The 24583-nt window shown below is 73.5% G+C and carries 23 protein-coding genes and 1 tRNA gene; 12 read left to right on the forward strand and 12 right to left on the reverse strand.

Annotation, left to right across the window (positions count from 1 at the left end; translation table 11 throughout):
- The first annotated feature begins 9 nt into the window (after positions 1-9).
- The 7 genes from IG94_RS0115520 (at position 10) to mnhG (ending at position 6863) form a co-directional block, all read left to right on the forward strand.
- Positions 10-83, forward strand: a tRNA-Pro gene (locus IG94_RS0115520).
- Positions 84-199: 116 nt separating this feature from the next.
- The gene (locus IG94_RS0115525; RefSeq protein WP_031035956.1) at positions 200-3145 is read left to right on the forward strand and encodes a Na+/H+ antiporter subunit A; all 2946 of its coding nucleotides are present in this window, start codon (positions 200-202) and stop codon (positions 3143-3145) included.
- A complete protein-coding gene (locus IG94_RS0115530; protein ID WP_031035958.1) occupies positions 3142-3906 on the forward strand; it encodes a Na(+)/H(+) antiporter subunit C in 765 nt (254 codons plus the stop codon). The genes IG94_RS0115525 and IG94_RS0115530 overlap by 4 nt, the downstream gene beginning before the upstream one ends.
- Positions 3903-5585: a Na+/H+ antiporter subunit D gene (locus tag IG94_RS0115535; RefSeq protein WP_031035960.1), complete on the forward strand. Its 1683-nt coding sequence runs from the start codon at positions 3903-3905 to the stop codon at positions 5583-5585. The genes IG94_RS0115530 and IG94_RS0115535 overlap by 4 nt, the downstream gene beginning before the upstream one ends.
- Positions 5582-6181, forward strand: coding sequence for a Na+/H+ antiporter subunit E (locus IG94_RS0115540; RefSeq protein ID WP_031035962.1), 600 nt, complete (start codon positions 5582-5584; stop codon positions 6179-6181). Before IG94_RS0115535 ends, IG94_RS0115540 begins: the two co-directional genes overlap by 4 nt.
- A 26-nt stretch (positions 6182-6207) precedes the next feature.
- Positions 6208-6495 carry an MrpF/PhaF family protein gene (locus tag IG94_RS0115545; protein ID WP_263435399.1) on the forward strand — a complete coding sequence of 96 codons (288 nt, stop codon included), beginning with the start codon at positions 6208-6210 and terminating at the stop codon, positions 6493-6495.
- On the forward strand, positions 6492-6863 hold the full coding sequence (gene mnhG / locus IG94_RS0115550) for a monovalent cation/H(+) antiporter subunit G (protein ID WP_031035966.1): 372 nt from the start codon (positions 6492-6494) through the stop codon (positions 6861-6863). Before IG94_RS0115545 ends, mnhG begins: the two co-directional genes overlap by 4 nt.
- A gap of 30 nt (positions 6864-6893) precedes the next feature.
- Here the strand turns inward: mnhG and IG94_RS0115555 are convergent, their stop codons facing one another.
- From IG94_RS0115555 to IG94_RS0115600, 8 genes are all read right to left on the reverse strand, one after another.
- A complete protein-coding gene (locus IG94_RS0115555) occupies positions 6894-7421 on the reverse strand; it encodes an NUDIX hydrolase family protein (protein WP_031035968.1) in 528 nt (175 codons plus the stop codon).
- An 80-nt stretch (positions 7422-7501) separates the two neighbouring features.
- Entirely contained in the window at positions 7502-8647 is a 1146-nt protein-coding gene (locus IG94_RS0115560) for an amidohydrolase family protein (protein ID WP_031035970.1), read from the reverse strand.
- A gap of 1 nt (position 8648) precedes the next feature.
- Positions 8649-8837 carry a hypothetical protein gene (locus IG94_RS0115565; protein WP_157852257.1) on the reverse strand — a complete coding sequence of 63 codons (189 nt, stop codon included), beginning with the start codon at positions 8835-8837 and terminating at the stop codon, positions 8649-8651.
- 398 nt (positions 8838-9235) lie between these two features.
- On the reverse strand, positions 9236-9694 hold the full coding sequence (locus tag IG94_RS39670) for a peptidoglycan-binding domain-containing protein (RefSeq protein WP_031035974.1): 459 nt from the start codon (positions 9692-9694) through the stop codon (positions 9236-9238).
- Between the two features lie 372 nt (positions 9695-10066).
- Positions 10067-10867 (reverse strand): SAM-dependent methyltransferase, encoded by an 801-nt coding sequence (locus IG94_RS0115580; RefSeq protein WP_031035976.1) that lies wholly within the window; start codon positions 10865-10867, stop codon positions 10067-10069.
- A 683-nt stretch (positions 10868-11550) separates the two neighbouring features.
- Positions 11551-12201 (reverse strand): HhH-GDP family DNA glycosylase, encoded by a 651-nt coding sequence (locus IG94_RS0115590; protein ID WP_031035978.1) that lies wholly within the window; start codon positions 12199-12201, stop codon positions 11551-11553.
- 2 nt (positions 12202-12203) lie between these two features.
- Positions 12204-12536, reverse strand: a complete 333-nt coding sequence (locus tag IG94_RS0115595; RefSeq protein ID WP_031035980.1) for a DUF3140 domain-containing protein — start codon at positions 12534-12536, stop codon at positions 12204-12206.
- Positions 12537-12723: 187 nt separating this feature from the next.
- A complete protein-coding gene (locus IG94_RS0115600) occupies positions 12724-13533 on the reverse strand; it encodes an alpha/beta hydrolase (protein WP_031035983.1) in 810 nt (269 codons plus the stop codon).
- Positions 13534-13675: 142 nt separating this feature from the next.
- Here IG94_RS0115600 and IG94_RS0115605 point away from each other — a divergent pair, with 142 nt between their 5' ends.
- The 3 genes from IG94_RS0115605 (at position 13676) to IG94_RS0115615 (ending at position 17361) form a co-directional block, all read left to right on the forward strand.
- Complete coding sequence (locus IG94_RS0115605) at positions 13676-14863, forward strand: thiolase family protein (protein WP_031035985.1); 1188 nt, start codon at positions 13676-13678, stop codon at positions 14861-14863.
- Positions 14864-14959: 96 nt separating this feature from the next.
- Positions 14960-16489 (forward strand): long-chain-fatty-acid--CoA ligase, encoded by a 1530-nt coding sequence (locus IG94_RS0115610; protein ID WP_031035987.1) that lies wholly within the window; start codon positions 14960-14962, stop codon positions 16487-16489.
- A 62-nt stretch (positions 16490-16551) separates the two neighbouring features.
- Positions 16552-17361, forward strand: coding sequence for a sulfite exporter TauE/SafE family protein (locus IG94_RS0115615; protein ID WP_031035990.1), 810 nt, complete (start codon positions 16552-16554; stop codon positions 17359-17361).
- On the opposite strand, the gene IG94_RS0115620 is transcribed toward IG94_RS0115615, so the two are convergent.
- The 3 genes from IG94_RS0115620 to IG94_RS0115630 all read right to left on the reverse strand — a co-directional run bounded on the left by IG94_RS0115620 (position 17288) and on the right by IG94_RS0115630 (position 20868).
- Complete coding sequence (locus IG94_RS0115620; protein ID WP_031035992.1) at positions 17288-19408, reverse strand: MDR family MFS transporter; 2121 nt, start codon at positions 19406-19408, stop codon at positions 17288-17290. The two genes, IG94_RS0115615 and IG94_RS0115620, sit on opposite strands and share 74 nt — an antisense overlap.
- A gap of 72 nt (positions 19409-19480) precedes the next feature.
- Entirely contained in the window at positions 19481-20254 is a 774-nt protein-coding gene (cobF, locus tag IG94_RS0115625) for a precorrin-6A synthase (deacetylating) (protein WP_031035994.1), read from the reverse strand.
- 62 nt (positions 20255-20316) lie between these two features.
- Positions 20317-20868, reverse strand: coding sequence for a DUF309 domain-containing protein (locus IG94_RS0115630; protein ID WP_052410701.1), 552 nt, complete (start codon positions 20866-20868; stop codon positions 20317-20319).
- A 219-nt stretch (positions 20869-21087) separates the two neighbouring features.
- On the opposite strand from IG94_RS0115630, the gene IG94_RS0115635 reads away from it, so the two are divergent.
- Positions 21088-21768, forward strand: a complete 681-nt coding sequence (locus tag IG94_RS0115635) for a response regulator transcription factor (protein ID WP_031035998.1) — start codon at positions 21088-21090, stop codon at positions 21766-21768.
- Positions 21765-23021, forward strand: a complete 1257-nt coding sequence (locus IG94_RS0115640; protein WP_224326337.1) for a sensor histidine kinase — start codon at positions 21765-21767, stop codon at positions 23019-23021. Before IG94_RS0115635 ends, IG94_RS0115640 begins: the two co-directional genes overlap by 4 nt.
- Here the strand turns inward: IG94_RS0115640 and IG94_RS0115645 are convergent.
- Positions 23002-24528, reverse strand: coding sequence for an aromatic amino acid ammonia-lyase (locus IG94_RS0115645; RefSeq protein ID WP_031036004.1), 1527 nt, complete (start codon positions 24526-24528; stop codon positions 23002-23004). The genes IG94_RS0115640 and IG94_RS0115645 overlap by 20 nt on opposite strands.
- Between the last annotated feature and the right edge of the window lie 55 nt (positions 24529-24583).

Here is a 24583-nt window from a genome sequence, read left to right on the forward strand (position 1 = left end):
GACGGGCAGCGGGACGTGGCGCAGCTTGGTAGCGCACTTGACTGGGGGTCAAGGGGTCGCAGGTTCAAATCCTGTCGTCCCGACTGGAGACGGTCGTTCGTCGAGGGGCGGTTTCGGAGAGATCCGGAACCGCCCCTCGATTGTTCTCCCTGCGGCGTGCCTGGGCGACCGGGCGAGATGCCCGATATATCACTGTCGGGTGTCCGTGCTCATCCTCTGCCACTTCGCGCTCGCGCTGTTCGCCGCGCCGCTGGTGCGTCGGTGGGGGACCCGTGCCTTCCTCGTGCTGGCGCTGCCGCCCGCCGCGGCGGCCGTCTGGGCCCTCACCCGGTGGAGCACGACGGCCGCGGGCGGCACGGACACCACCGAGTGGCGCTGGCTGCCCGCCTACCACGTCGACTGGGCCCTGCGACTGGACGCCCTCGCCGAACTCATGGTGCTGCTCGCCGCGGGCGTGGGCACCCTCGTCCTGGTCTACTGCGCCTCCTACTTCGACGACCGCTCGCGTCAGCTCGGCCGCTTCGCCGGCAACCTCCTCGCCTTCGCCGGGGCCATGCTCGGGCTCGTCCTCGCCGACGACCTCGTCCTGCTGTACATCTTCTGGGAACTGACGACCGTCTTCTCCTACCTGCTGATCGGCCAGACCAGCGACCACAAGCGCAACCGGCGCAGCGCCCTGCAGGCCCTCACGGTCACCGCGCTCGGCGGGCTGACCATGCTCGTCGGCTTCCTGCTCCTGGGCCACGAGGCGGGCACGTACCGCATCTCGGCGATCCTCGCCGACCCGCCGCCCCCGTCGGCCGCGCTGTCCGCGGCGGTCGTGCTGATTCTCGTCGGTGCCCTCTCCAAGTCCGCGATCTGGCCCTTCAGCCTCTGGCTGCCCAACGCCATGGCCGCCCCCACTCCGGTCAGCGCCTATCTGCACGCCGCCGCGATGGTCAAGGCGGGCGTCTACCTCGTCGCCCGGCTCGCCCCCGCCTTCGCCGAGATCACCCCCTGGCGCCCGCTGCTGCTCGTCCTCGGCTCGCTGACGATGCTGCTGGGCGGTTGGCGGGCGCTGCGGATGAACGACCTGAAGCTCGTCCTCGCATACGGCACCGTCAGCCAGCTCGGGTTCCTCACCGTCCTCGCCGGTGCGGGCGGCCACGACACCGGTCTCGCCGCCACCGCCATGATCCTCGGGCACGCCCTGTTCAAGGCGCCGCTCTTCCTGGTCACCGGCATCGTCGACCACGCCACCGGCACCCGCGACCTGCGCAAACTCTCCGGACTGGGACGCCGGCTGCCCGCCGTGTGCGCCGTCGCCGTGCTCGCCGGGGCGTCCATGGCGGCCGTACCGCCGCTGCTCGGCTTCGCCGCCAAGGAGGCCGCCTTCCAGACGCTCCTGGACGGGAGTACCGGCGACCGCTGGGCGCTCGCCGCGGCCGTCGCCGGCTCGGCCCTGACCACCGCCTACACCCTGCGCTACCTCTGGGGCGCCTTCGCCCGCAAGCCCGGCGTCCCCGACACCGGCGTGCACCCCGTGCCGGCCGCCTTCCTCGCGCCGCCCGCCGTGCTGGCCCTGGCCTGCCTCGTCCTCGGGCCCGGCGTGCCGTGGCTCCAGGACCTCCTCGGCGCCTACGCCGCGCAGTTCCCCGCGCCCGACCACCCGTACCACCTCGCGCTGTGGCACGGGGTGGGCCTCGCGCTCGGCCTGTCCGCCGCGGCCTGGGCGGGCGGTGTCCTGCTCTTCCTCGCCTCGGGTCCCGTCCTGCGGGTCGGCCACGCGCTCGCCCTGCGCTCCGCCGACCGCGTCTTCGGAGGGATGCTGCTCGCCCTGGAGCGGACCGCCCTGCAGTGCACCGGACTCGTGCAGCGCGGCTCGCTGCCGGCCTACCTCGTGACGACCATGAGCGTGGTCCTCGCCGGGCAGATCGCCGTGCTCGTCGTGGACGAACCCTGGACCGGCACCCCCGCCCCGCGGCTGTGGGACCACCCCACCCAGGCCGGAGTCGCCCTGCTCACCTGCGCCGTGGCCCTGCTGTGCCTGGGCGTGCGGCGCCGGATGAAGGCCGTCGTCCTCGCCGGCCTCACCGGTTACGGCACCGCGCTCCTGTTCGTCGCGCAGGGCGCGCCCGACCTGGCGCTGACCCAGTTCTGCGTGGAGACCGTCTCGATGATCGTCTACGTCCTGGTGCTGCGCCGCATGCCGGTGTACTTCGAGGAGAACTTCAGCCGGTGGCGGCGCCTCATGCGGATGCCGGTGGCGCTCGCGGGCGGGGCCGCCGTCGCCGTCGTCCTGTGGATCATGGCGGGGCACCGCCGGGCGGAGAGCGCGGGAGCGGCGATGGTCGAGGAGACCGCGCACCACGGGCTGAAGGACGTCGTCGCCACGATCCTCGTCGACCTGCGCGCCTGGGACACCATGGGGGAGTCCGCGGTGCTCGCCGCCGCCGCGGTCGGTGTCACCAGCCTCATCTACCTGCACCGCCGCACCGACGCCGCGGAGCAGCCCGTACTGCCGCTGCCCGGCGACCACCCGCACGCCGCCCTGCGCACCGGCGACGAGCCGGGCACCGCACCGCCCACCGCACCGCGCACCGCCTGGCAGGCGAGCAGGTCCGAGTCGGCGGGCCTGCCCAGCGGCGACGAGGGGGCGCCGGAGCGGACCTGGCTCGCCGCCAGCGCCACCCTCGCCCCCGAGCGCCGCTCCCTCGTCCTGGAAGTGGTGGCCCGTCTCATCTTCCATCCCGTCCTCGTGCTCTCCGTCTACCTGCTGCTGTGCGCGGAGAACCTGCCGGGCGGCGGCTTCGTCGCGGGCCTGACCGCCGGCGTCGCCTTCATCGCCCGCTACCTCGCCGGCGGGCGGCACGAACTGGCCGACGCCGTGCGCTTCAAGGCGGGCCTGTTCACCGGCCTCGGCCTCTTCCTGTCCACCGCGACCGCGCTGGGCGGCCTGGGCGAGGGCACCGTGCTGCACGGCTGGACCTGGCACGGCCACCTGCCCGTGTGGGGCGACGCCCACCTGTCCACCGCCGTCCTCTTCGACTGCGGCGTCTACCTCCTCGTGCTCGGCGTGGTCCTGGACATCGTGCGGGCCCTCGGCGCCCGGATCGACCGTCAGATCGAACGGGCCGCACCGCGCCCGGAGGAGGGCCGCGCATGACCGTCAGCCTCTCCCTGCTGGTGGCCGCCGCCGTCCTCAACGCCGTCGGCGCCACCCTGCTGCTGACCCGGTCCCTGACCCGGATCCTGCTCGGCGCCGTCGTCCTCGGCAACGGCGTCAACCTGCTGGTCCTCGCCGCCACCGGCAGTGCGGGCGACGCACCGCTGCTCTACCCGCACATCATCCGCAACCGCGTCACCGACCCCCTGCCCCAGGCCATCGCCCTGACCGCGATCGTCATCACCCTCGCCACCACCGCGTTCCTGCTCGCCATGGCCTACCGCAGCCACCAGGTCACCGGCTCCGACGAGATCAGCGACGACACCGAGGACCGGCAGGTCGCCCTGCGCGCCGAGTTCCTCGACCGGCGCGGCGAACTGCGCGACCGCTACCGCGAGGCCCGCGCCGAGGACGGCGGCGCCGATCCGGAGCAGCGCGCCCGCTACCGCGCCGCACGCAAACGGCTGCGCAGGCGGGTCCGCGAGGAACGCGCCTACCAGGCCCGCGCCAACGACGTGTCCGGCAACCTCTGGAACGACATCCTCGGCGCCGACCCCGAGGACTACCGGGAGGGGCGGGAACTGGGCTCCACCGACGCGGCCGGACGCCCCGGACCCGCACCCGCCCGCATCGCCGGACCCTCCAACGACCCCGAGGAGACCGGCCGCGAGCCCGACTCCCGGCCCGGCGAGGACACCGGCCACGCGCCGCCCGACCAGCCCGACGACCCCCGGGGCGCCGGCACGGAAGGAACCAGGTGAACGCGCTCGTCCCGCTCCCCGTCCTGCTGCCCCTGTGCGTCACGGGCCTGAAGCTGGTCATCGGCCCCCGGCTCCACCGGTTCCAGCGCTTCATCAGCCTCGCCGTGCTCGGCGCGGTCCTCGTGCTCTCCGTCCTCCTCATGGTCGCCGCCGACCGCCACGGCCCGCTCAGCGTGCACCTCGGCGACTTCGCGCCGCCGGTCGGCATCACCCTCGTCGCCGACCGGCTGTCGGGCCTGATGCTCACCGTCTCCAGCGCCGTCACGCTGCTCGTCCTCGTGTACTCCCTCGGCCAGGGCATGGCCGACCGCGACGACCAGGCACCGGTCGGCGTCTTCCACCCCGCCTACCTCATCCTCGTGGCGGGCGTCTCCTGCACCTTCCTCGCCGGCGACCTCGTCAACCTCTACGTCGGCTTCGAGATCATGCTCGTCGCCAGCTTCGTCCTGCTCACCATCGGCGGCACCGCCACCCGGATCCGGGCCGGGTCGACGTACGTGATCATCTCGCTCTTCTCCTCCGGGCTCTTCCTGGTCGCCATCGCCATGACCTACGCCGTCGCGGGCACCGTGAACTTCGCCCAGCTCGCCGGGCGGCTGCAGGAGGTGCCGATCGGGGTGCGCACCCTGCTGGAGGCCATGCTGCTGACGGTCTTCGCGATCAAGGCGGCGGTGTTCCCGCTCGCGGCCTGGCTGCCCGACTCCTACCCGACCGCACCCGCCCCGGTCACCGCGGTCTTCGCCGGGCTGCTGACCAAGGTCGGGGTGTACTCGATGCTGCGCACCCAGACCCTGCTCTTCCCCGGCCACCGCCTCGGCGACCTGCTGATGCTCGCCGCGCTCGCCTCCATGGCCGTCGGCATCCTCGGCGCCGTCGCCCAGACCGACCTCAAACGGGTGCTGTCCTTCACCCTCATCAGCCACATCGGCTACATGGTCTTCGGCATCGGACTCGCGGGACGGGGCTCGATCGGCGGGGCGATCGTCTACGTGGCCCACCACATCACCGTGCAGACCACCCTCTTCCTGGTCGCCGGACTCATCGAGCGGCGCGACGGCACGACGGAACTCACCCGCCTCGGCGGCCTGGCGAAGTCGGCGCCGCTGCTCGCCGTGCTGTTCTTCGTGCCCGCCATGAACCTCGCCGGCATCCCGCCGCTGTCCGGGTTCATCGGCAAACTCGGCCTGATGCGGGCGGGCGTCGACGCGGGCGGCGGCTGGGCCTGGGCGCTGGTCGCCGGGTCCGCCGCCACCAGCCTGCTCACCCTGTACGTCATGGCGAAGGTGTGGAACCTCGCGTTCTGGCGCGACGCGCCGCCCGGGGCCGAGGCGGAGGGCGTGGTGCTGGAGTCCGCGGAGGATGACGAGCCGGGCGACGACGAGGACGCCGAAGGGGCCGGGGCGGCCGGGGGCGGCGGAACATCCGGTTCCGGAAAGGCGACCGGCTCCGGCAGCGGACTGCCCGTGCCCGCGGGCGCCGTGGTCTCCGCGGGCTTCCTCGGCCAGTCCATCACGACGACCAAGCGACTGCCCTGGCCCATGCTGGCGGCCACCGGCGTCGCCGTCGCGCTCGGCCTGTCGTACACCGTGCTCGGCGGCCCCCTCACCACCTTCACCCAGGCCGCCGCCGCCGAACTCCTCGCCCGCACCCCCTACATCGAGGCGGTGCTCGGCCGGTGAGCAACCTCTTCCGCGACCGTTCGCCCTACAGCTGGTCCTTCCGCGTGGGCCGCGGCCGGCGCGTGCTCGACCTCCCGCTCGTCGGCTGGCTCACGGTCATCTGGATCCTGCTGTGGGGCACCCCGTCCTGGGCCAACCTCGTCAACGGGATCATCGTCGCGGTCTGCCTGTGCCTGGCCTTCCCGCTGCCCGCCGTGGACATCGGCCTGCGGCTGCGGCCGGTGGGCATCCTGCGGCTCGGCGCCTACCTGCTGTACGACATGTTCTCCTCCAGCGTCGAGGTCACCCGGCAGATCTTCGCCAAGGGCCCCTACCACGCCGCGGTCGTGGCCGTACCCCTGCGGGTGCGCAGCGACCTGATGCTGACGGCCACCGCCGTCGCCGTCTCCAACGTCCCCGGCGGCTCCGTGATCGAGGTGCGCCGGGCGACGGCCACCCTGTTCCTGCACGTCCTCGACGCGGCCAACCCCGGCGAGATCGAGGGCGCCAGGGAGCGGGTCTGGCGCATGGAGGAACTCGTCGCCCGCGCCCTGGGCACCGCGGAGGACATCGCCGACGCCGCCCGTCCCGTACCGGAAGGGGAACCCCCGTCGTGACCACCCTCGACGCCGTCGAAGAGGCCATGCTGAGCGCCGCGCTCGTGATGATCCTCGCCGCAGGCGCCCTGCTGCTGTACCGGATCTGGTACGGCCCCTCGATGCTGGACCGCGCCGTCGCCCTGGACGTGGCCGCCGCGCTCATCATCGCGGGCATCGGCGTCAAGGCCGCCCACGACCGCGACTCCTTCTACTTCCCCGTGATGCTGGTGCTCGCCTTCCTCGGCTTCACCGGCTCGGTGGGCATCGCCCGCTTCATCGCGGTCCGCGACCGGCCCGCCGTGCGGCCCGGCGGCGAGCAGGACCACCGGTGAACGCCCTGGCCCGGGCCGCGGACCTGGTCGGGACGGTGCTGCTGCTGCTCGGCTGCCTGCAGTGCCTGCTCGGCGTGATCGGGATGCTCCGCTTCCCCGACGTGCTCTCCCGCAGCCACGCCGCCACCAAACCGCAGACCCTCGGCATGCTCCTCGTCCTCGTCGGGGTCGCGCTGAGACTGCGCCACGGCACCGACGTCGGCACCCTCGCGCTCATCGCCTTCTTCCAGTTCCTCACCAGCCCGGTCGCCTCCCACCTGGTGGCCCGCTCCGCCTACCGCACCGGGCAGACGGGGTCCGGGGGCCTGCTCAGGGACGACCTGGACCCGCAGCTGAGCGACGGGGACGGGGCGGGCGAGCGGCCGTAGCCGCGTCGACCCCGCCCCGGCCCCGGGTGTTCAGACCACGCAGCCCGCGTGGGCCAGCGCCTGCTTCAGGAGCGCCCCGTGCCCGCCGGGCATCTCGCTGCGCACCGCCTCGGACAGCGCCTCCCGCGGATCGAACCAGACCAGGTCGAGCGCGTCCTGGCGCGGCCGGCAGTCACCGGTGACCGGCACGACGTAGGCGAGGGAGACCGCGTGCTGGCGCGGGTCGTGGTACGGAGTGACGCCGTGCGTCGGGAAGTACTCGGCCACCGTGAACGGCTGGAGCGAGGGCGGCACCCGGGGCAGCGCCACCGGGCCGAGGTCCTTCTCCAGGTGCCGCAGCAGGGCGTCCCGTACCCGCTCGTGGTGCAGCACCCGGCCGGAGACCAGCGTCCGGCTGACCGTCCCGTCGGGCCCGATGCGCAGGAGCAGGCCGACGCTGGTGACTTCGCCACTGTCGTCGACGCGTACGGGCACCGCCTCGACGTACAGGATCGGCATGCGGGCGCGCGCCATCTCCAGCTCGTCGGTCGTCAGCCAGCCCGGCGTGGTTTCGGTCATGTCAGACATCGCTTGATCATACTTTCAGCCGTACGTTCTTCCCGGGCGGCGCTCCGGGACTGTGACCCGTCCCACCCCGCTCAGCCGTCGTCCAGCAGCCCTCCGGGCAGCCGGTAGACCCGGCGGGCGTTGTCCCGCCCGGCCCAGCGTGCCAGGCGCAGCGCGTCCGGCAGGGACAGTTCGTCGGCGTCCAGCCGCTCCTGCAGCAGGTCGGCCAGCCCCTGCCGGAAGGCCAGCGCACCCAGGTGGTGGAACTCGGCCGCACCATAGGCGTCGGAGCTGTACAGCAGCTTGCGGAACGGGGTGATCTCCAGCGCCTCGGCGAGGACGGCGCCCGCCCGGGCGGGGCCGACGTGGTGCAGGGCGAGCCCCACGTCCAGATACACCCGCTCGAAGACCGCCGACAGGTAGGCAGCCCGGCGCTGGTAGGGCCAGCAGTGCAGCAGCAGGACCGGGATCGTGCCGGCGATCAGGCGCAGCCAGTCCGTCAGCAGGGCGGGATCCGCCCGGTGCAGGCGGATGTCGCCGTCGCCGAACCCCGTGTGCAGTTGCAGCGGCCGTCCGAGGTCCACGGCGGTCCACAGCAGGTGCCGCACGAGCACCGGTTCGTCGAGCCGGCCGCCGCGGGCGAGCCAGCGCGAGGCGGCCGCGGTGACCTCGGCGGGCGAGGGGCGGGCCGGGTCCAGATCGAGGCCGGTGCGGTAGGCCGCCACGGACTTGACCCCCACCACGCCCGGCCTTCGCACCGCCTCCCAGGCGGCCGTGCGGAACGCGCGCGCGTACGCGTCCGGCTCCACGCCGTCCGCCGCCACCGCCTCCGCAATCCCCTCCAGCCGCACCACCTCGTACGCCGTCGCGTCCGCCGCCCGCGCCAGCTCGGCCGGACCGGTCACGCGGTGCGGGGCGTACCCCGTGTCCACGCAGAACACGCCCGTGCCCGCCGCCCGCAGGAACCGCCGGTTCACCTCGGCGGCGCCCAGATCGGCCCGCCGGGCCAGGTAGACGTCCGGGGGCGTGTGGCGCGGCAGGTTCAGCAGGGGAGCGCAGTGCCGGCGCACGGCGACGCCGACGGGGCTGTCGAAGGGGGACATGCCGGGCCACGCCTCGCCCTCGGTCAGCAGCGACTCGAAGCCCGCGCGGTCCAGGTCGTCGGTGACGGCGCCGTGGCAGTGGTGGTCCACCAGCTCCAGCGCGGCGAGCCGCTCGTGGACGGGTCCGGCCGCCACGTCAGTACGTCCAGCGGTGGGCAGCCGCCACCCCGTCGTCGTCCAACCCCTCGGCCGCCCCGGCCTCCCCGAGCCGTACGGCGGTCACCGCGCCGGCCGGCCCCGGTCCCGACGCCCTTCGCCGCACGGTGAGGCCGGGATGGCGGACGTCCGCGGCCCGCTCGACGTCACCGGGGCATCTACGGGGCACGGGGTCGCTCTCGCTCACGTACCGGCTCCTTCAGGCGTGCGTGGCCGTCCGACGCGCCCCATTGTGCCGTCCGTTGATCACGCTGTCCGGGTTTCGCCGGATGTGCACACGACGCGGTGAACGCCGGGCGGGAACGCTTCTGCGGATGTCAGTCCACGTCGCCGGGGAGCGGAGCGGGGGTGCCGCCGTCCAGGCCGCCGCCGGTCACGGTGAGCGCGGAGGTGCCGACGCGTACGCGAAATCGGGCCACCGACTCCGTCGGCGGCCCGTCATGGAACTTCGAGGCTAGCCAACCCCTCCACCAGCGAGGAGTCCAAGACCGCGGCGGGTGACCCGGGCCAGATCGCCACCGACGTTCTGGCCTGCGTCACCCAGCGCTGACGATATCCGCGCAGCTCCTACATGCAGGCGCCGGAGAACCCGTTGTCGACGGTCCGATACAACGGAAACCTCATGGCGGAGTAGGTGTCGGGGCCGTACTCGCCGTCTATCTTGATTCGGTGCTCCGCCTGAACAGCGCGTACCGCTGCCCGGGTGGCGCTCCCGTAGATCCAGTCGACCTCAAGATCAGGGATGTTGTTGTAGCAACGGTTGATCGCCTGCTGAAGCGCTTTGACTCCCTCGCCTGTGGTTCCGTAGGCCATCCAGCAGTAGTAGTTGGAGCCGTTGCCCTTGTAGTACCTAGGCAGGTAGAGATACCGCCCGCTGGGGGTGTTCGGCGCTGCCGTCGTGATCGTGGCACTGTTGCACTCGGGGGTGGCGGCAGAGGCAGGGCTCGCGGTCAAACCAACCAGAAGCGTCGAGATCACGCCGATGACGGCACTGATGGCGCCGACCTTGAAACGGTTTCTGTTCACGGTTCTCCAGTTCGTAGGTAGCTGACAACGAGACTGCGGCATCGGCACGACGTCCGGCCACGGCTGACGCGGAAGTGGCCTCGTCCCGGGACGTCCCGCTCGCTGACCTGCTGAAACGTTGCCCGCCGAGTCACTGTGGCGGGACGCTGTTCGCTACAGCTGATGCACAATGAGGCCGGACCATGGGGGTCCGGGCAGAACCTGCGGCCTGCGCGAGATGGCGCGCAGGTGACTCCCCCTTCTCCTGCGGGTGAGGTCGTGCGCGACCGCCATGGCCGGTGTCAGCCCAGCAGTGGTCGACCCCCAGTACGCAGACAGCCCCGGTGCCGACGGGCGCCGGGGCTGTCTGCGGTGGTCTGTGGTGCGGCGTGGTCAGGGGATGCGGGCGACGGCGCCCCATCCGGCACGCTCGGTCGTTGTGCCCGTGTTGGCGTCGGGCCGCCAGTTCGGCCACGACACCATGCCGGGCTCCACCATCTCCAGACCCTCGAAGAAGGCCACTGTCACCTCGGGTTCGCGGAAAATGTAGGGGATCGCCCCGGACTTGTTGTACTCCTCCTGGACGGCGCGGTGGGCGTCGTCGCCGGCAGTGGAGTGGCTCAGAGCGAGGTAGCTGCCGGAGGGAAGCCGGTCGGTGAGCCGGCGTACGAGGGAGAGGGCCTCGTCCCAGTCGACGATGTGTCCGAGGACGTCGCTGATGACGAGGGCGACCGGCCGGGTCAGGTCCAGGGTGGCGGCGGCGCCGTCCAGGACGACGTCGGTGTCGCGCATGTCCGCCTGCACGTAGTCGGTGGCGCCCTCGGGCGTACTGGTGAGCAGGGCATGCACGTGCAGCAGGACCAGGGGGTCGTGGTCGACGTAGACGATCCGGGCGGCGGGGTTGATCCGCTGCGCGACCTCGTGGGTGTTGTTGACCGTGGGCAGGCCGGCTCCGAGGTCCAGGAACTGGTCGACACGCGCGTCGCTGGCGAGGTAGGTCACGGTGCGGCGCAGGAAGTCCCGGGATTCCCGGGCGAACGTCCCGATGAGCGGGTACCGCTCGCGGTAGGCGTCCCCGGCCACCTGGTCCGCGGCGAAGTTCTCCTTCCCCCCGAGCCAGTAGTTCCACACGCGCGCGGAGTGCGCGACGGTGGTGTCGATCTCCGGAGGCAGATGCGGCTTCTGGTCTGTCATGCCAGTACCTCTTTCGTCTTGGTCGGATGGGGTGCCCTGGCGCACGAGCGGTCCATCAGCATGCCGTAGGCGGTCACGGTGTACCGGGAGTCCCAGACGTCCGCGGTGCCGGGCAGGCCGCCCTCCCGGACCACGTGGTCCGGGAGGGCGGCCTGCCCGGCACAGACTCAACGCCGGCACCCCGGTCAACGGATGCGGGGGAGCGCCTTCGGGATGGATCTGCAAGGTGCGCCGCTCCCGCATGGCCGGTGACAGGCCGGTGCGCAGAGCGTCCTCGACCGCGCGGGCGTAGGCGGGGTGCGCAGGAGCAGCGGCACGAGCGCGGGGTTCCAGACACGGATGATGCGGGCGGCGGACTCCACGCTCATCAAGTCGAGCTGCCAGGAGTCCAGGACGTTCCGCCGCGGACGCCACCACCCGGGCGGATTCGCGCCGGCCAGCTGTCCGAGGACCTCGGCGGTCTCACCTTGGGGGGCCCTCGTCTCCAGCCGACGCTCCTGCCTCGACCTCGCCCACCACCCCCGCTCGTGCGCGCTCGCGTCGGGTCACTGGTGTCCTGGCGGAGTGGGCGACCGCGGGTGAGGATGCCGACGAGGTGCTATCGGTGGTCTCCGAGCTGGTCACCAGCGCCGTCCAGCACGCCTGCGGCCCGTCCGAGGGGCTCCGGACGGGGCTGAGGGGGCTCAGTTCGCGCGGGCGAGGGTGTCCTCGCGGACCTTCTTGTCCACCGCCGCGCGCACCAGCGCGGCCGCGAGGACGGCCGGTTCCGTCTTTCCGGCGAGGCCGAGGAGCCGGGCCGGGTCCTTAGGCAGACCGAGGCGTTCCGCGCCCTGGAGGGCCTTGCGGTCCACGAAGGGGGCCGCCTCCGGCCAGACGAGCTGTGCCTCGCGCAGGAAGATGTCCGCGCCGGTCGGCCCCACTCCGTTGAACTCCTGGAGCAGCCGCCGGACTTCGGGCACCTCGCCGTCCGCCTCCTCGCGGAGCCGACGCAGGTCCCCGCCCCACCGGTCGCTCAGCAGCTCCGCCTCCTCGCCGAGCTGCGTGGCGGTGCGCTCGTCGTAGCGCCGGTACCCGCCCCGGCCGAGCGCGTCCACGCGCTCCTGCCAGTCGGCGTCCGCCATGCGCCGGGGGTCGCGCAGCCCCGCCTCGCCGAGCGCCCGGGCGGCGGCCACCGCGATGGAGCCGCTGATGCGGGCGCTGAGCAGGTGGGCGAGGACCAGCAACCGGTACAGCGGCTGCGGGGTGTCCTTCAGGCGGATGCCCGCCTCGTCGGCGTACGTCTGTCCGTGCGCGGCGACGAGCTCGCGCACGACCTTTCGCTGGTCGCGGCCCACGGCTACGGCTTCAGCGGGTCGTGACCGACCGTCATGAGCCGGTGCCTGAGCCCGGCGTCGTCGGACCGGGGTTCGTTCTCCACGTCGGTCTGTGCGGTCACGGTGTCCACCACCTCGCGCATGGCACGCAGGTCGCCGTCCGTCAGGTCGGTGCGCCGCTTCTGCAGGATCGCCAGGACATGCTGCCCGAGGGGCGGGCCCGCGTCGTCGGGCAGCGGCTCGGTCAGTTCGCCGGAGTCGCGCACCCGGAGCCAGTCCGCGAGTTCCGCGGAGGTCATGTTCACCACGCGGTGGAAGTCCTCCCACAGCGCGTCGAGTTCGAGGGCGTCGGCCATGAGGTGCCCCTCACTTCGTCGTGCGTCGTGCGTCGTGCATATGTGCGTGCCGACTGGTCGGCCGGAGTCGGTGCGGCTCGGAGGCCTCATCCACGCGGGCGGCGCGGCGCAACCGCTCCCTGGGGGCGCGGGTGCCCCTGGGGCGCGGGGGCAAACGCCGACCTGATCCGGACGACACCCCCTGGCGTCAGCGGGTGAGCACCCCGTCCAGGAAGCCGGTGACGTCGGCGAAAACCTCCGCGCGGTTGGTCTCGTTGAAGATCTCGTGCCGGGCGCCCGGATAGGTCCGCACGGTCAGGTCGCCGCCGCTCAGCGACTCGACTCCCGGGCGGCTGCCGGACAGCGGCACCAGCCGGTCGTCCTCGCCGTGCACCCACAGCAGGGGGAGCCCGCCGACGCCGCCGCCCCGCGCGACGGTGTCCAGCGTCCGGACGAACGCCTCCAGCGTCGGGCGCTTCATCGGGCCGTGCCACACCAGCGGGTCCGCCGCGTACGCCGCCCCGACCGCCGGGTCCCGGGAGAGCGAGGCGGGGCTGATCGGGGTGTCGGGGATCTCCTCCAGGGCGAGCAGCCGGCGCGGCAGCTCCCAGTCGCCGATGACCGGGCCGGACAGCACCAGCGCGGTCAGCCCCTCGGGGTGGCGCTGGGCGTGGCGGGCCGCGATCAGGCCGCCCATCGAGTGACCGACCACGACGAACGGCAGCCCCGGGTGGGCGGCGCGGGCCAGCTCCGCCACGGCGTGCACGTCGGTGACGACGTCCTCGAAGTCCTCGATCAGCACCCGCTCGCCGTCGGAGCGCCCGTGCCCGGTGTGGTCGACGCCGTAGACGGCCGCGCCGTGGGCGGTCAGGACGCCGGCCACCTCCTCGTAGCGGCCGCTGTGCTCGCCGTATCCGTGCACGAGCAGTGCCGTGTACCGGGGCCGCCCGGCGGGCCACTCGCGGGCGGTGACGCGTCCGCGGGTGCCGGTCAGGTCGTGCTCGCGGGCCTCGCTCATGCTGCCTCCGGCTGCGTCGGTGAAGGGCGCCCCACGGATCTTCCCAGGGGGCGGCCCGGCGGTCTATAGTCCAAAACTAGCAGTGCTAATTAATGTTCGGTTCAATGTCCGGTACCGAGCGACGACGGTCAGGAGCCCCCTCGTGCGTCCCGTCCACTTCGCGGCCGCCCGCCGCACCCCGATCGGCAAGCTGCGCGGCGCCCTGTCGGCCGTGCGGCCCGACGACCTCGCCGCCACCGTGATCCGGGGCCTGGTCGCCGACGTGCCCGCGCTCGACCCCGCCCGCGTCGACGACGTGTACTGGGGCGCCGCCAACCAGGCGGGCGAGGACAACCGCAACGTCGCCCGGATGGCCGCCCTGCTCGCGGGCCTGCCCGACACGGTGCCCGGCGCCACCGTGAACCGGCTGTGCGCCTCCGGCCTGGAGGCCGTCACCCTCGCCGCGCGCACCGTCGCCGCGGGCGAGGCCGACATCGTGCTCGCCGGCGGCTCCGAGTCCATGAGCCGCGCCCCCTTCGTACTGCCCCGCCCCGACGAGGCGCTGCCGCACCGCATCGAGACCGCCGACACCCGGCTCGGCTGGCGCCTGGTCAACCCGGCGATGAAGGACCTGCACGGCCTGCTCGCCATGGGAGAGACGGCCGAGGAGGTCGCCGAGCGGTACGGCGTCCCGCGCGAGCGCCAGGACGCGTTCGCCCTGCGCAGCCACCGCCTCGCCGCCGAGGCCCGCCGCCACGGCCACTTCGACGACGAGATCCTCCCCGTCGAGCGCCCCGACGGCGTGGTCGTCGACACCGACGAATGCGTCCGCGAGGACACCTCGCTGGAGAAGCTGGGCCGCCTGAAGCCCGTCTTCCGCCCCGGCGGCACGGTCACCGCGGGCAACGCCTCCCCGATGAACGACGGCGCCGCCGGCCTCCTGCTGGTCGGCGAGGAGGCCCTGAACGACCTGGGCCTTAAGTCGCTGGGCCGCTACGTCGCGGGCGGGTCGGCCGGCGTCCACCCGGACGTCATGGGCATCGGCCCGGTCCCCGCCACCCGCAAGGTGCTCGCCCGGGCCGGCTGGAGCGTCGGCGACCTCGCGGCGGCCGAGTTCAACGAGGCGTTCGCCGCCCAGGCCCTCGCCTGCGTGGACCGGCTCGGCATCGACCCCGACCTGGTCAACCCCACCGGCGGCGCCATCGCGCTGGGTCACCCGCTCGGCTGCTCCGGCGCCCGCATCCTCACCACCCTTCTCCACCGCATGCGCCGCACGGGAGCGGCCCGCGGGCTGGCCACGATGTGCGTCGGCGTGGGGCAGGGCAGCGCGGTCCTCGTCGAGCGGCACTAGGGCCTGTCTGACAATTCCCGTCCGCCCGACGCACGCCCCCCGCCCCGCCGCAGAGCCGCAGCGCGGGGCCGCAACAAGGAAACGGAGCCACATCCCATGGCAACCCTCTCCGTCGCCGCCGTCCTCGCCGAGAACGCCCGGCGCCGTCCCGACAAGGAGGCGCTGGTCGAGGGCGACCTGCGGCTGACCTTCGGCGAGGTGTGGCGGCGGGCCCGCGCCCAGGCCGGCGCCCTCGTCGGCCTGGGCGTCCGGCCGGGGGACCGGGTCGCGCTGATGGCACCGAACACCGCCGACTTCCCGCAGGCGTACTACGCGATCGCCGCGGCCGGCGCCGTCGTCGTGCCGGTGCACCTGCTGCTGTCGGCCGCCGAGGTCGAGCACGTCCTGCGCGACAGCGGCGCCACCCTGCTGCTCTGCCACCCGGCGCAGGCCCGGACCGGCGCGGCCGCCGCGCGGGAGGCCGGCGTACGGACGCTCACGCTCGGCGAGGAGTTCGGCGGGCTCGCCGCGGACGCCGAGCCCCTGACCTCGTACGTCACCCGGGACGCCGACGACCCGGCCGTCGTCTTCTACACCAGCGGCACGACCGGCGTCCCCAAGGGCGCCGTGCTCAGCCACTTCAACCTGGTGATGAACGCGACGGTCAACGCCTTCGACGCCAACGACATCAGGCCCGACGACGTCGCGCTGGGCGCGCTGCCGCTCTTCCACGCCTTCGGCCAGACCGTCTCCCTGAACTCCACCTGGCGGGCGGGCGCCACGCTCGTCCTGCTGCCGCGCTTCGACGCGGGGCGCGCGATCGAGCTGATGGTGCGGGAGAAGGTCAACACCTTCCACGGGGTGCCGACCATGTTCGTCGCCCTCGCCGCCGCGGCAGCCGACGCCGGGGCGCTGCCCGGGCTGCGCGTGTGCGTCTCCGGCGGCGCCTCCCTGCCGGTGGCCGTCCTGGAACGGTTCGAGAAGGCGTTCGGCGCGAGGATCTACGAGGGGTACGGGCTCTCCGAGACCTCGCCCGCGGCGGCGGTCAACCAGCCCGCTTTCGGCGCCCGGCCCGGCACCATCGGCCACCCGCTGTGGGGCGTGGACGTGGAGATCGCCCGCTCGGAGACCGAGGACGCCGTGGAACTGCTGCCGCCCGGGGAACTGGGCGAGGTCGTCGTCCGCGGTCACAACGTCTTCTCCGGCTACCTCGGCCGTCCCGAGGCCACCGCCGAGGCGCTCGTCGACGGCTGGTTCCGCACCGGGGACCTCGGCACCAAGGACGGCGACGGGTTCCTCAGGATCGTCGACCGGAAGAAGGACGTCATCATCCGCGGCGGCTACAACGTCTATCCGCGGGAGGTCGAGGAGGTGCTGGCGCGCCATCCCGGCATCGCCCAGGTCGCCGTGATCGGGCTCCCGGACGACCTGCACGGCGAGGAGGTCTGCGCCGTCGTCGTACCGGCCCAGGGCGCGGCCCCGGACGCCCGCGAGGTCACCGAGTGGTCCAAGGAGCACCTCGGGCGGCACAAGTACCCGCGGCGGGTGGAGTTCGCGGACGCGCTCCCGCTCGGGCCGAGCATGAAGGTCCTCAAGCGCGAGTTGCGGGCCCGCTACGCCGACCGCCCCGTGACCGTCACCGGCTAAGGACCGATGGGCGAGACAGTGCTTACGGTGCCGGTCGGGTGCGCATAGCATCGGTGGCCGCAATGGACACCATGACGCTCTGGCACCTCACCGGCTGGCAATTCGCCGCGCTCGCCTTCGCAGCCCTGCTCGTCGGCTTCTCCAAGACCGCGGTGAGCGGGGCCAACACGGTCAGCCTCGCCATCTTCGCCGCGGTCCTGCCCGCCCGCGCCTCCACCGGCATCCTGCTGCCGGTGCTGATCGCCGGGGACGTCCTGGCCGTCCTCACCTACCGGCGCCACGCCCACTGGCCCACGCTGTGGCGGCTGTTCCCGGCCGTCGCGGTGGGGGTGGTCGTCGGCACCCTGTTCCTGGTGTGGGCCGACGACGCGATCGTCCGTACGTCGATCGGTGTGATCCTGCTGTTCATGGCGGGGGTGACGGTGTGGCGCAGGCGCCGGGACACCGCCAACGCCGCCACCGACTCCGCCGACGACTCCGACGGCGCCGGGCGGCCGGACGGGAGCGCCTCCCGCGCCGGCCGGGTCAAGGCCCGCTCGTACGGCGTCCTCGGCGGGTTCACCACGATGGTCGCCAACGCGGGCGGCCCGGTGATGTCGATGTACCTGCTCTCCGCCGGATTCCGGAAACTCGGCTTCCTGGGCACGTCGGCGTTCTTCTTCCTGATCGTCAACGTCTCCAAGCTGCCCTTCAGCGCGGGCCTCGGCCTGATCGACGGCCGCTCGCTGCTCCTCGACGCCGTACTCGTCGTCTTCGTGGTGCCCGGCGCACTGCTGGGCAAGTGGGCGGTGACCCGGATCAACCAACGCCTGTTCGAACGTCTGGTGATCGCGGCGACGATCGTGGGCGGTCTTCAGCTCCTGCTTGCCTGAGGCGCTGCGGGAGGCCGTTGCCGAGGTCCTCCACCAGCAGGCGCTTGGCGATCGAGTCGAGGGCGGCGCGCAGCTCGGCGTCCGTGGGGCGGCCGATGTCCTGCGCCACCCGGTCCTCCAGCCAGGCCGTCCACGCCCGGCCGATGACCAGGGCCTCGCGGGCGCCCGCCGCGGTGTGGGAGAGCAGCGAGCCGTCGCGGGTCAGGAACCCTTCCTCCACCATCCGGTCGAAGACCGGCAGCAGTACCTCCGGCGGCATCCGGCGCCGGGCCGCGATCAGCCCGAGGCTGGCGTGTCCGACCAGCCGCGTGAACAGCTCCACCTGCATCACCGCCCAGGCGCCCGCGACGTCGAGCCGGGTGTCGCTGCCGGCGATGATCCGGCGCGCGGTGTCCAGTTCCGTACTGCCGATGACCTTGCCGACGGACGCCTCCAGGGCGCGCCTGCTGCTGGCGTCGTGCGGCGATGCGAAGCCCTCGCCCAGGTCCGTGGAGCCCGCGCGGGCACTGTCGCGCAACTGGACCTGTCTGAGGAACAGGGCGACGACGAAGCCCAGCACGGCGACCGGCACCGTCCACAGGAACACGGTCTGGAGGGTGTCCGCGTACGCGCCGACGACCGGAACCGACGCCTCGGGCGGCAGCCCGTGCACCCCCTCCGGGCTCGACGCCGCCCGCGCGATCACCGACGGATCGGCGGCGCCGGTGCGGGAGGCCGCCGCGACGCCGTCCCGGAGGTTGGGTCCGAGCGCGTTGGCGTAGATCGTGCCGAAGACGGCGGTGCCGAAGGAGCTGCCGAGGGTGCGGAAGAAGGTGACCCCCGAGGTCGCGGTGCCCAGGTCGGCGTAGACCACGGTGTTCTGCACGACGATGGTCAGCACCTGCATGGACAGGCCGATGCCCGTGCCGAGCACGAACATGTACAGCGACTCGAGCCCCGCGCCCGTGGCGGGACCCATCCGCGACATCAGGAACAGGCCGGCGCCCATCACCAGCGAGCCCGCGATCGGGAACAGCCGGTAGCGCCCCGTCTTGCTGACCACGTTGCCGCTGAACACCGACGCGATCAGCAGCCCCGCCACCATCGGCAGCGTCCGCACCCCCGAGACGGTGGCCGAGTCGCCGTCGACGTACTGCAGATACGTCGGCAGGTACGTCAGCGCGCCCAGCATCGCGAAGCCGACGATGAAGCTGAGGACCGAGCAGACCGTGAACACCGGGTTGGCGAACAGCCGCATCGGCAGCATCGGTTCGGCCGCCCGGGTCTCCACCCGGCAGAACAGCGCGAGCGCGAGCAGCCCGCCCGCGAACAGGCCGAGGATCACGGGGGAGCCCCACGCGTACTGGTTGCCTCCCCAGCTCGTCGCCAGGATCAGCGCGCTCGCACCGACCGCCACCAGCGCGATGCCCAGGTAGTCGATGACGGGACGCGCCGCCGACTTCACCACCGGGATGGTGCGGGCGGCGGCGATCACCACGACGATCGCGATCGGCACGTTGACGTAGAACGCCCAGCGCCAGGACAGGTGGTCGGTGAACAGCCCGCCCAGCAGCGGGCCGATGACGGTCGAGACCCCGAACACCGCGCCGATGGCGCCCTGGTACTTGCCGCGCTCCCGCAGCGGGATGACGTCCGCGATCAGCGCCATCGCCGTCACCATCAGGCCGCCCGCGCCGACGCCCTGCATCGCCCGCCACAGGATCAGCAGCGGCATGTTCGTGGCCAGCCCGCACAGGAACGAGCCCGTGATGAACACGACCGCCGAGACCTGGAAGACCACCTTGCGCCCGAACAGGTCGCCGAACTTGCCGACCAGCACCGTCGCCACGGTCTCCGCGAGCAGGTACGAGGTCACCACCCACGACATGTGCGCGGCGCCGCCCAGGTCCGACACGATCGTGGGCAGCGCGGTGCCGACGATCGTCTGGTCCAGGGCGGCGAGCAGCATGCCCAGCATGATCGTGACGAAGACGACGTTGCGGCGCCGCCGGTCCAGCACGGGCGGCTGGGCGGCGGCGGTCCGTGGCGTTCCCTCGGCAACTGTCACACGGTCACGATCACACCGGTGCACCGGCCACGCATGCGGGGACGGTCCGCCCGGGTGCGCGCGGACGCCCGGTCAGCGCGCGCCGGGATTGCGCCGCAGCAGATAGGTGTCCATGATCCAGCCCTTGCGCTCCCGGGCCTCGGCGCGCAGCCGCTCGATGCGGGGCGCGGCCTCGGCGATCGGACCGGAGTCGAGGATCTCGTCCGGAGTGCCCAGGTAGGCGCCCCAGTAGATGTCGATGTCCTGGTCCGCGTACTGCCGGAAGGCCTGGTGGGCGTCGAGCATCACGACGACGTCGTCGGCGTCCGCGGGGAAGCCCTCGGCGAGCCGCCGCCCCGTGGTGATCTGCACCGGGCGCCCCACCCGGTTCAGCCCGGTCCGGTGCCGGGCGGCCAGCGAGGAGACACTGCTGACGCCGGGCACGACGTCGTACGTGAACGTCACCGTGGAGCGCGCCAGGATCTCCTCCAGGATCCCGAGCGTGCTGTCGTACAGCGCGGGGTCGCCCCAGACCAGGAACGCGCCGCTCTCGTCCTCGCCCAGCTCCTCGGCGATCAGCCGCTCGCAGATCCCGGCGCGGGCACTGCGCCAGTCGCCGACGGCGGGGGAGTAGGCCGCGCCGTCCGCGCCGCGGTCCCGCTCGGGGTCGCGCGCCTCGACGATCCGGTACGTCCCCTCCGGCACGTGCGTCCGCAGCATCTCCCGGCGCAGCCGCACCAGGTCGGCCTTGACCTCGCCCTTGTCCAGGACGAAGAACACGTCGGTGCCGCGCAGCGCCCGCACCGCCTGCAGGGTCAGCTGCTCGGGGTCGCCCGCGCCGATACCGATCACATGGATTGTCCGCACGTCCCGAGTCTGCCGTACGCCACCGGCCGCGTCGTGTCCGGGCCGCCGCCCGCGCCCCGGTCTCAGCCCCGCAGCCGGGGCGCCCGCGCCGCCGCGTCCACGCGCACACCGGCCTCCACCTCACCGGCCAGCCCCCGCGCCCACCCGGCGACCGCGCCGAGGTCCATCCCGTACGGCCGTCCCCGCCCGGACTCCGACGCCGCCCACCCGGTCACGGCCGCCGCCCCGCGCCGCAGCAGCCGCGCCCCGCCGGTGGCGTTGCCGCGGGCCGCGTGGGTGAGCCCCACGGCCAGCTGGGCCAGGCCCCGCCACAGCTCGCGCTCGCCGTCGGGCCCCGACTTCCAGGCGTCCTCGAAGACCTCGTGCGCGTGGAACGGCTGCCCTCCGTCCAGCAGCCGCTGCGCCTCGGCGACGGTGTCGTCCGGGGCCCGCACGACGCCCTCGGGCTGCCGGGGGACGCCCTCGGCGCCGTACGGCAGCGGCCGCCCGAGCCCGTCCCGGGGCCGGGCGTTGCGGGCCCGCCCCTCGTCGTCGCGGTCACGCCCGTCGGCCGGGCGGTCGGGGCCGGTGCTCTCCACGGGGTCGTCGGCAGGATTGTCGGCAGGGCTGTCCATGGCACCGATTGTCCCCCGCCCCGTCCCCCGCGTCGCGGCCGGCCGGCACGCGCGGCCCCGGTCACCCGAGACGAAACGCCACGACACGGACAGTAAGGAGCCGAGTACGCAACCGAGTTCGCACTCTCCGGCCCGTGCGCCCCGGCCGCGCGTTAGCGTGATCACGCCGATCGAAATCTCGTTCGGTCAACGGGTGACGGGGGTGGGCGGAGTGGGACGTTGGCTCAGGAGGACACGCACAACCCTTGGCGGCTGCTGCTCGTCGAGGACGACCCGGACATCGTCACCATGCTCTCCGAGGTCCTGCGGGACGAGGGGTACGAGGTCGACACGGCGACCGACGGGCAGCGGGGCCTGCACCTCGGCCTCACCCGCCAGTACGACGTGCTCGTCGTCGACCGGCGCCTGCCCGCCCTCGACGGCCTCGACGTGCTGGCCCGGCTGCGCTCCCGCGCGGTCCGTACGCCGGTCATGCTGCTGACCGCGATGGGCACGGTCCACGACCGGGTCGACGGTCTGGACGCCGGTGCCGACGACTACCTCGTCAAGCCGTTCGAGCTGGACGAACTCAGCGCCCGATTAAGGGCCTTGTGCCGACGGGCGCTCGACCGGGCCGACGTGCTCAGGATCGGCTCGGGGCAGCTCCACGTCGGCCCGCGGGAGGTCGAGACGGCCGACGGCGAGCGGATCGCCCTCGCGGCCCGCGAGTTCGCGCTGCTGTGGGTCCTCGCCTCGCGCCCCGGCACCGTGTACTCGCGGGCGGAGCTGCGCCGGGCGGTCTTCCAGGAGGCGCCCGCGTCCTCCATCGTCGACACCTACGTCTACTACCTGCGCCGCAAGCTGGGCCGGCAGGCGGTGCACACCGTCCGCGGCCTCGGATACCGGCTGGGGGCGCTGTGAGGTCGTCGACCCGCGCGGAGCTGGCGGCGGTGCGCCGGGCCCGCCTGCGGATCTCCGTGATCACCGGTGCCATCATCACGCTGCTGGTCACGGTCGTCGGCGGCATCGCCCAGACCGTGATGACACAGGCGCAGAACGACCAGGTGTGGCGCGAACTGCGGTACGGCGCGGCGCGCGGCGACCTGTCGAGCCCGCCGGGCTGCACCTGGCTGTACGCCCCCGGCGTGCCCCGGCTCGCCAACGCCCCGGGCGGCTTCCCGGTCCGCGCCGACCTGGACCGGGTGCGCGCGACCCACGAGGCGGTGGAGCGCACCGTGCGCCGCGACAACACCGTCTACCTGGTGCGCAGTCAGGTCAGAGCCGACGGGGACGTGGTGCAGGCGGTGTTCGACATGCGCTTCCAGCTCGCCGACCGCAGATACCTGTGGGGCGCCCTGGGCATCGCCGAAGTCGTGGGGCTCGTCGCCGCGGCCGTCACCGGCGCGGTACTCGGCCGCCGGGCGGTCGCCCCGCTGGCGGAGGCGCTCGCCCGCCAGCGCCGCTTCGTCACGGACGCCAGCCACGAACTGCGCACCCCCGTCACCCAGGTGTACACCCGGGCGCAGGTGCTGTCGCGGCAGGCGAGGGCCGAGAACCTGCCGGCCCGGCACCGCGACGAGCTGGCCCGGCTGGTCGGCTCGGCTGGTCGGCTCGGCGAAGTCCTCGACGACCTGCTGCTGTCCGCGAGCCTCACGGCCGGGCATGCCCGGCGGGCCGAACGCGGGCCGATCGACCTGGCGGAGCTGGCCCGGTCCGTGGTCGCCGAGGAGTCGGACCGCGCGCGGGAGAACCGCCTCACCATCACGGTGGACGCCCCGCCGCACCCCCTGTTCGTCGACGGCATCGAGTCCGCGCTGCGCCGCGCCGTGGGCGAGCTGCTGACCAACGCCATCGGACACACTCCGCCGCACGGACGGATCACCGTCGCCCTCGCGGGCGTACGCGGCGCGGTGGAGCTGACCGTCACGGACACCGGCGCCGGGTTCGACCCGGCCGAGACGGAGCGCCTGTTCGAGCGGTTCCACCGCAGCGGCAGGGGCGGCCGGTACGGGCTGGGACTCGCGCTGCTGCGGGAGGTCGTCACGCACCACGGCGGCACGCTCACCGCGACCGGCCGGCCCGGCCGGGGCGCCCGCTTCACCATCCGCCTCCCGCAGGGCACCGGGCCCCTCGCCCGGCCCGCGGCGCAACCGGTCAAGTCGGGTCGCCCCTGACCAACAGGTCCGCCGCGGCGCGGACGTCCGCGTCCAGCGGACGGTCCGGCTCGACCGGTTCGATCAACTCGACCAGGGAGTCGAGCAGTTCGCCGCATCCGGGAGCCGTCGGGCGCCGGGCGCCGACGTGCGCGGCCTGGCGCAGACCGAGCGCGAGCGACCCGCAGAGCAGGCCGAGCAGTTCGGCCATGTCGTAGGAGCGCAGGGCGGCCTGGGTGCCGAACGGGACGACGTCCTGGTTGTGCAGGTTCGTCGGCAGGCTCTGCATCCCGGCCGGGACCGCGGCGCGGCGGATCTCGGCGACGAACGCGGTGGTGGCCAACTGCACGCCCTGCAGCCCGTGCTGGGCGCCCGGCTCGACGGCCAGCATCGGCGGCAGGCCGCCGTTGCGCGCCGGGTCCACCAGCAGGTCGAGCTGCCGCTCGGCGAGGTTGCCCAGCTGAGCGGTGACGGAGGCGAGCAGGTCGGCCGCGAAGGCCGCGGGCTGCCCGAAGAAGTTGCCGCCGTGCACCACCTTGCCGGTGCCCGTGCCGTTCTCGCGCGTCCCGTTCTCGAAGAAGAGGGGGTTGTCGCTGACACCGCCCAGGTCGGCGGCGACCACGCCGTCGACGTAGCGGAGGGCGTCCTCCGCGGCGCCGAGCAGCTGCGGGGCGCAGCGGATGCTGTACGGCTCCTGCAGCGGCCGGGTGCCGGAGGGGGTGACGCCGGTGAGCGTGCGCCGCATGCGGGCGCCGACGACGACGGCTCCGGGGTGGCCGTAGGCACGCAGCAGGTCCTCGTCGAGGAAGCCGGGGTCGCAGCCGAGGAGGTCGGCCAGCAGGCAGGTGAGGGACGTCAGCGCACGGTGCGCGCCGCGGACGGCGTCGAGGGCCAGGGCCGTGGCAGCGGTGGTGACGGAGGTGCCGTTGACGAGGGCCAGGGCGTCGCGGCCGTCCAGGGCCAGGGGGCGCAGCCCGGCGGCCTCCAGCGCGTCGGCGGCCGGCATGCGCCGGCCGTCCAGGTAGGCGTGACCGCGGCCGCGCAGGGCCTGGGTGGCGTAGGCGAGCGGGATCAGATCGCCGCTCGCGCCGACCGAGCCGTAGCGCGGGACGGCGGGGACGAAGGTCGTGGCGAACATCGCGGTGAGCCGCTCCACCACCTCGGCGGACACGCCGGAGTACCCCTGGGCGAGTGACCGGGCGCGCAGCAGCAGGGCCGCGCGGGCGATCCCGTGCGGCAGGTCCGGGCCCTGGCCGGCGCCGAGGTGCGCGAGGGTGTTGTCGCACTGGTCCGCCTCGTCGGCGCGGCCGGCGTAGCCGACGAGGGCGCCGAACCCCGTGGTGGCCCCGTAGATCTTCCGCTCCTCGCCGCCGTCGCCGTGGCGCAGCCCGTGGAAGAGGCTCCGGCCGCGGTCGATGCGCGCGCGGGCCTCGTCGTCCACGGTGACGGTGAGCGGCGCCGCCGCACGGCGCAGGACGGCGGAGTCCAGCGGGCCGGTCAGCGAGACGGTGTCTGTGGTGGTGAGCACGCCGGAGAACATAGGCGGTGAATCTCAGAACGCTCTGAAAACCGGTGGATAGCGT

The sequence above is a fragment of the Streptomyces olivaceus genome (genome assembly GCF_000721235.1).
Lineage (GTDB): Bacteria > Actinomycetota > Actinomycetes > Streptomycetales > Streptomycetaceae > Streptomyces > Streptomyces olivaceus.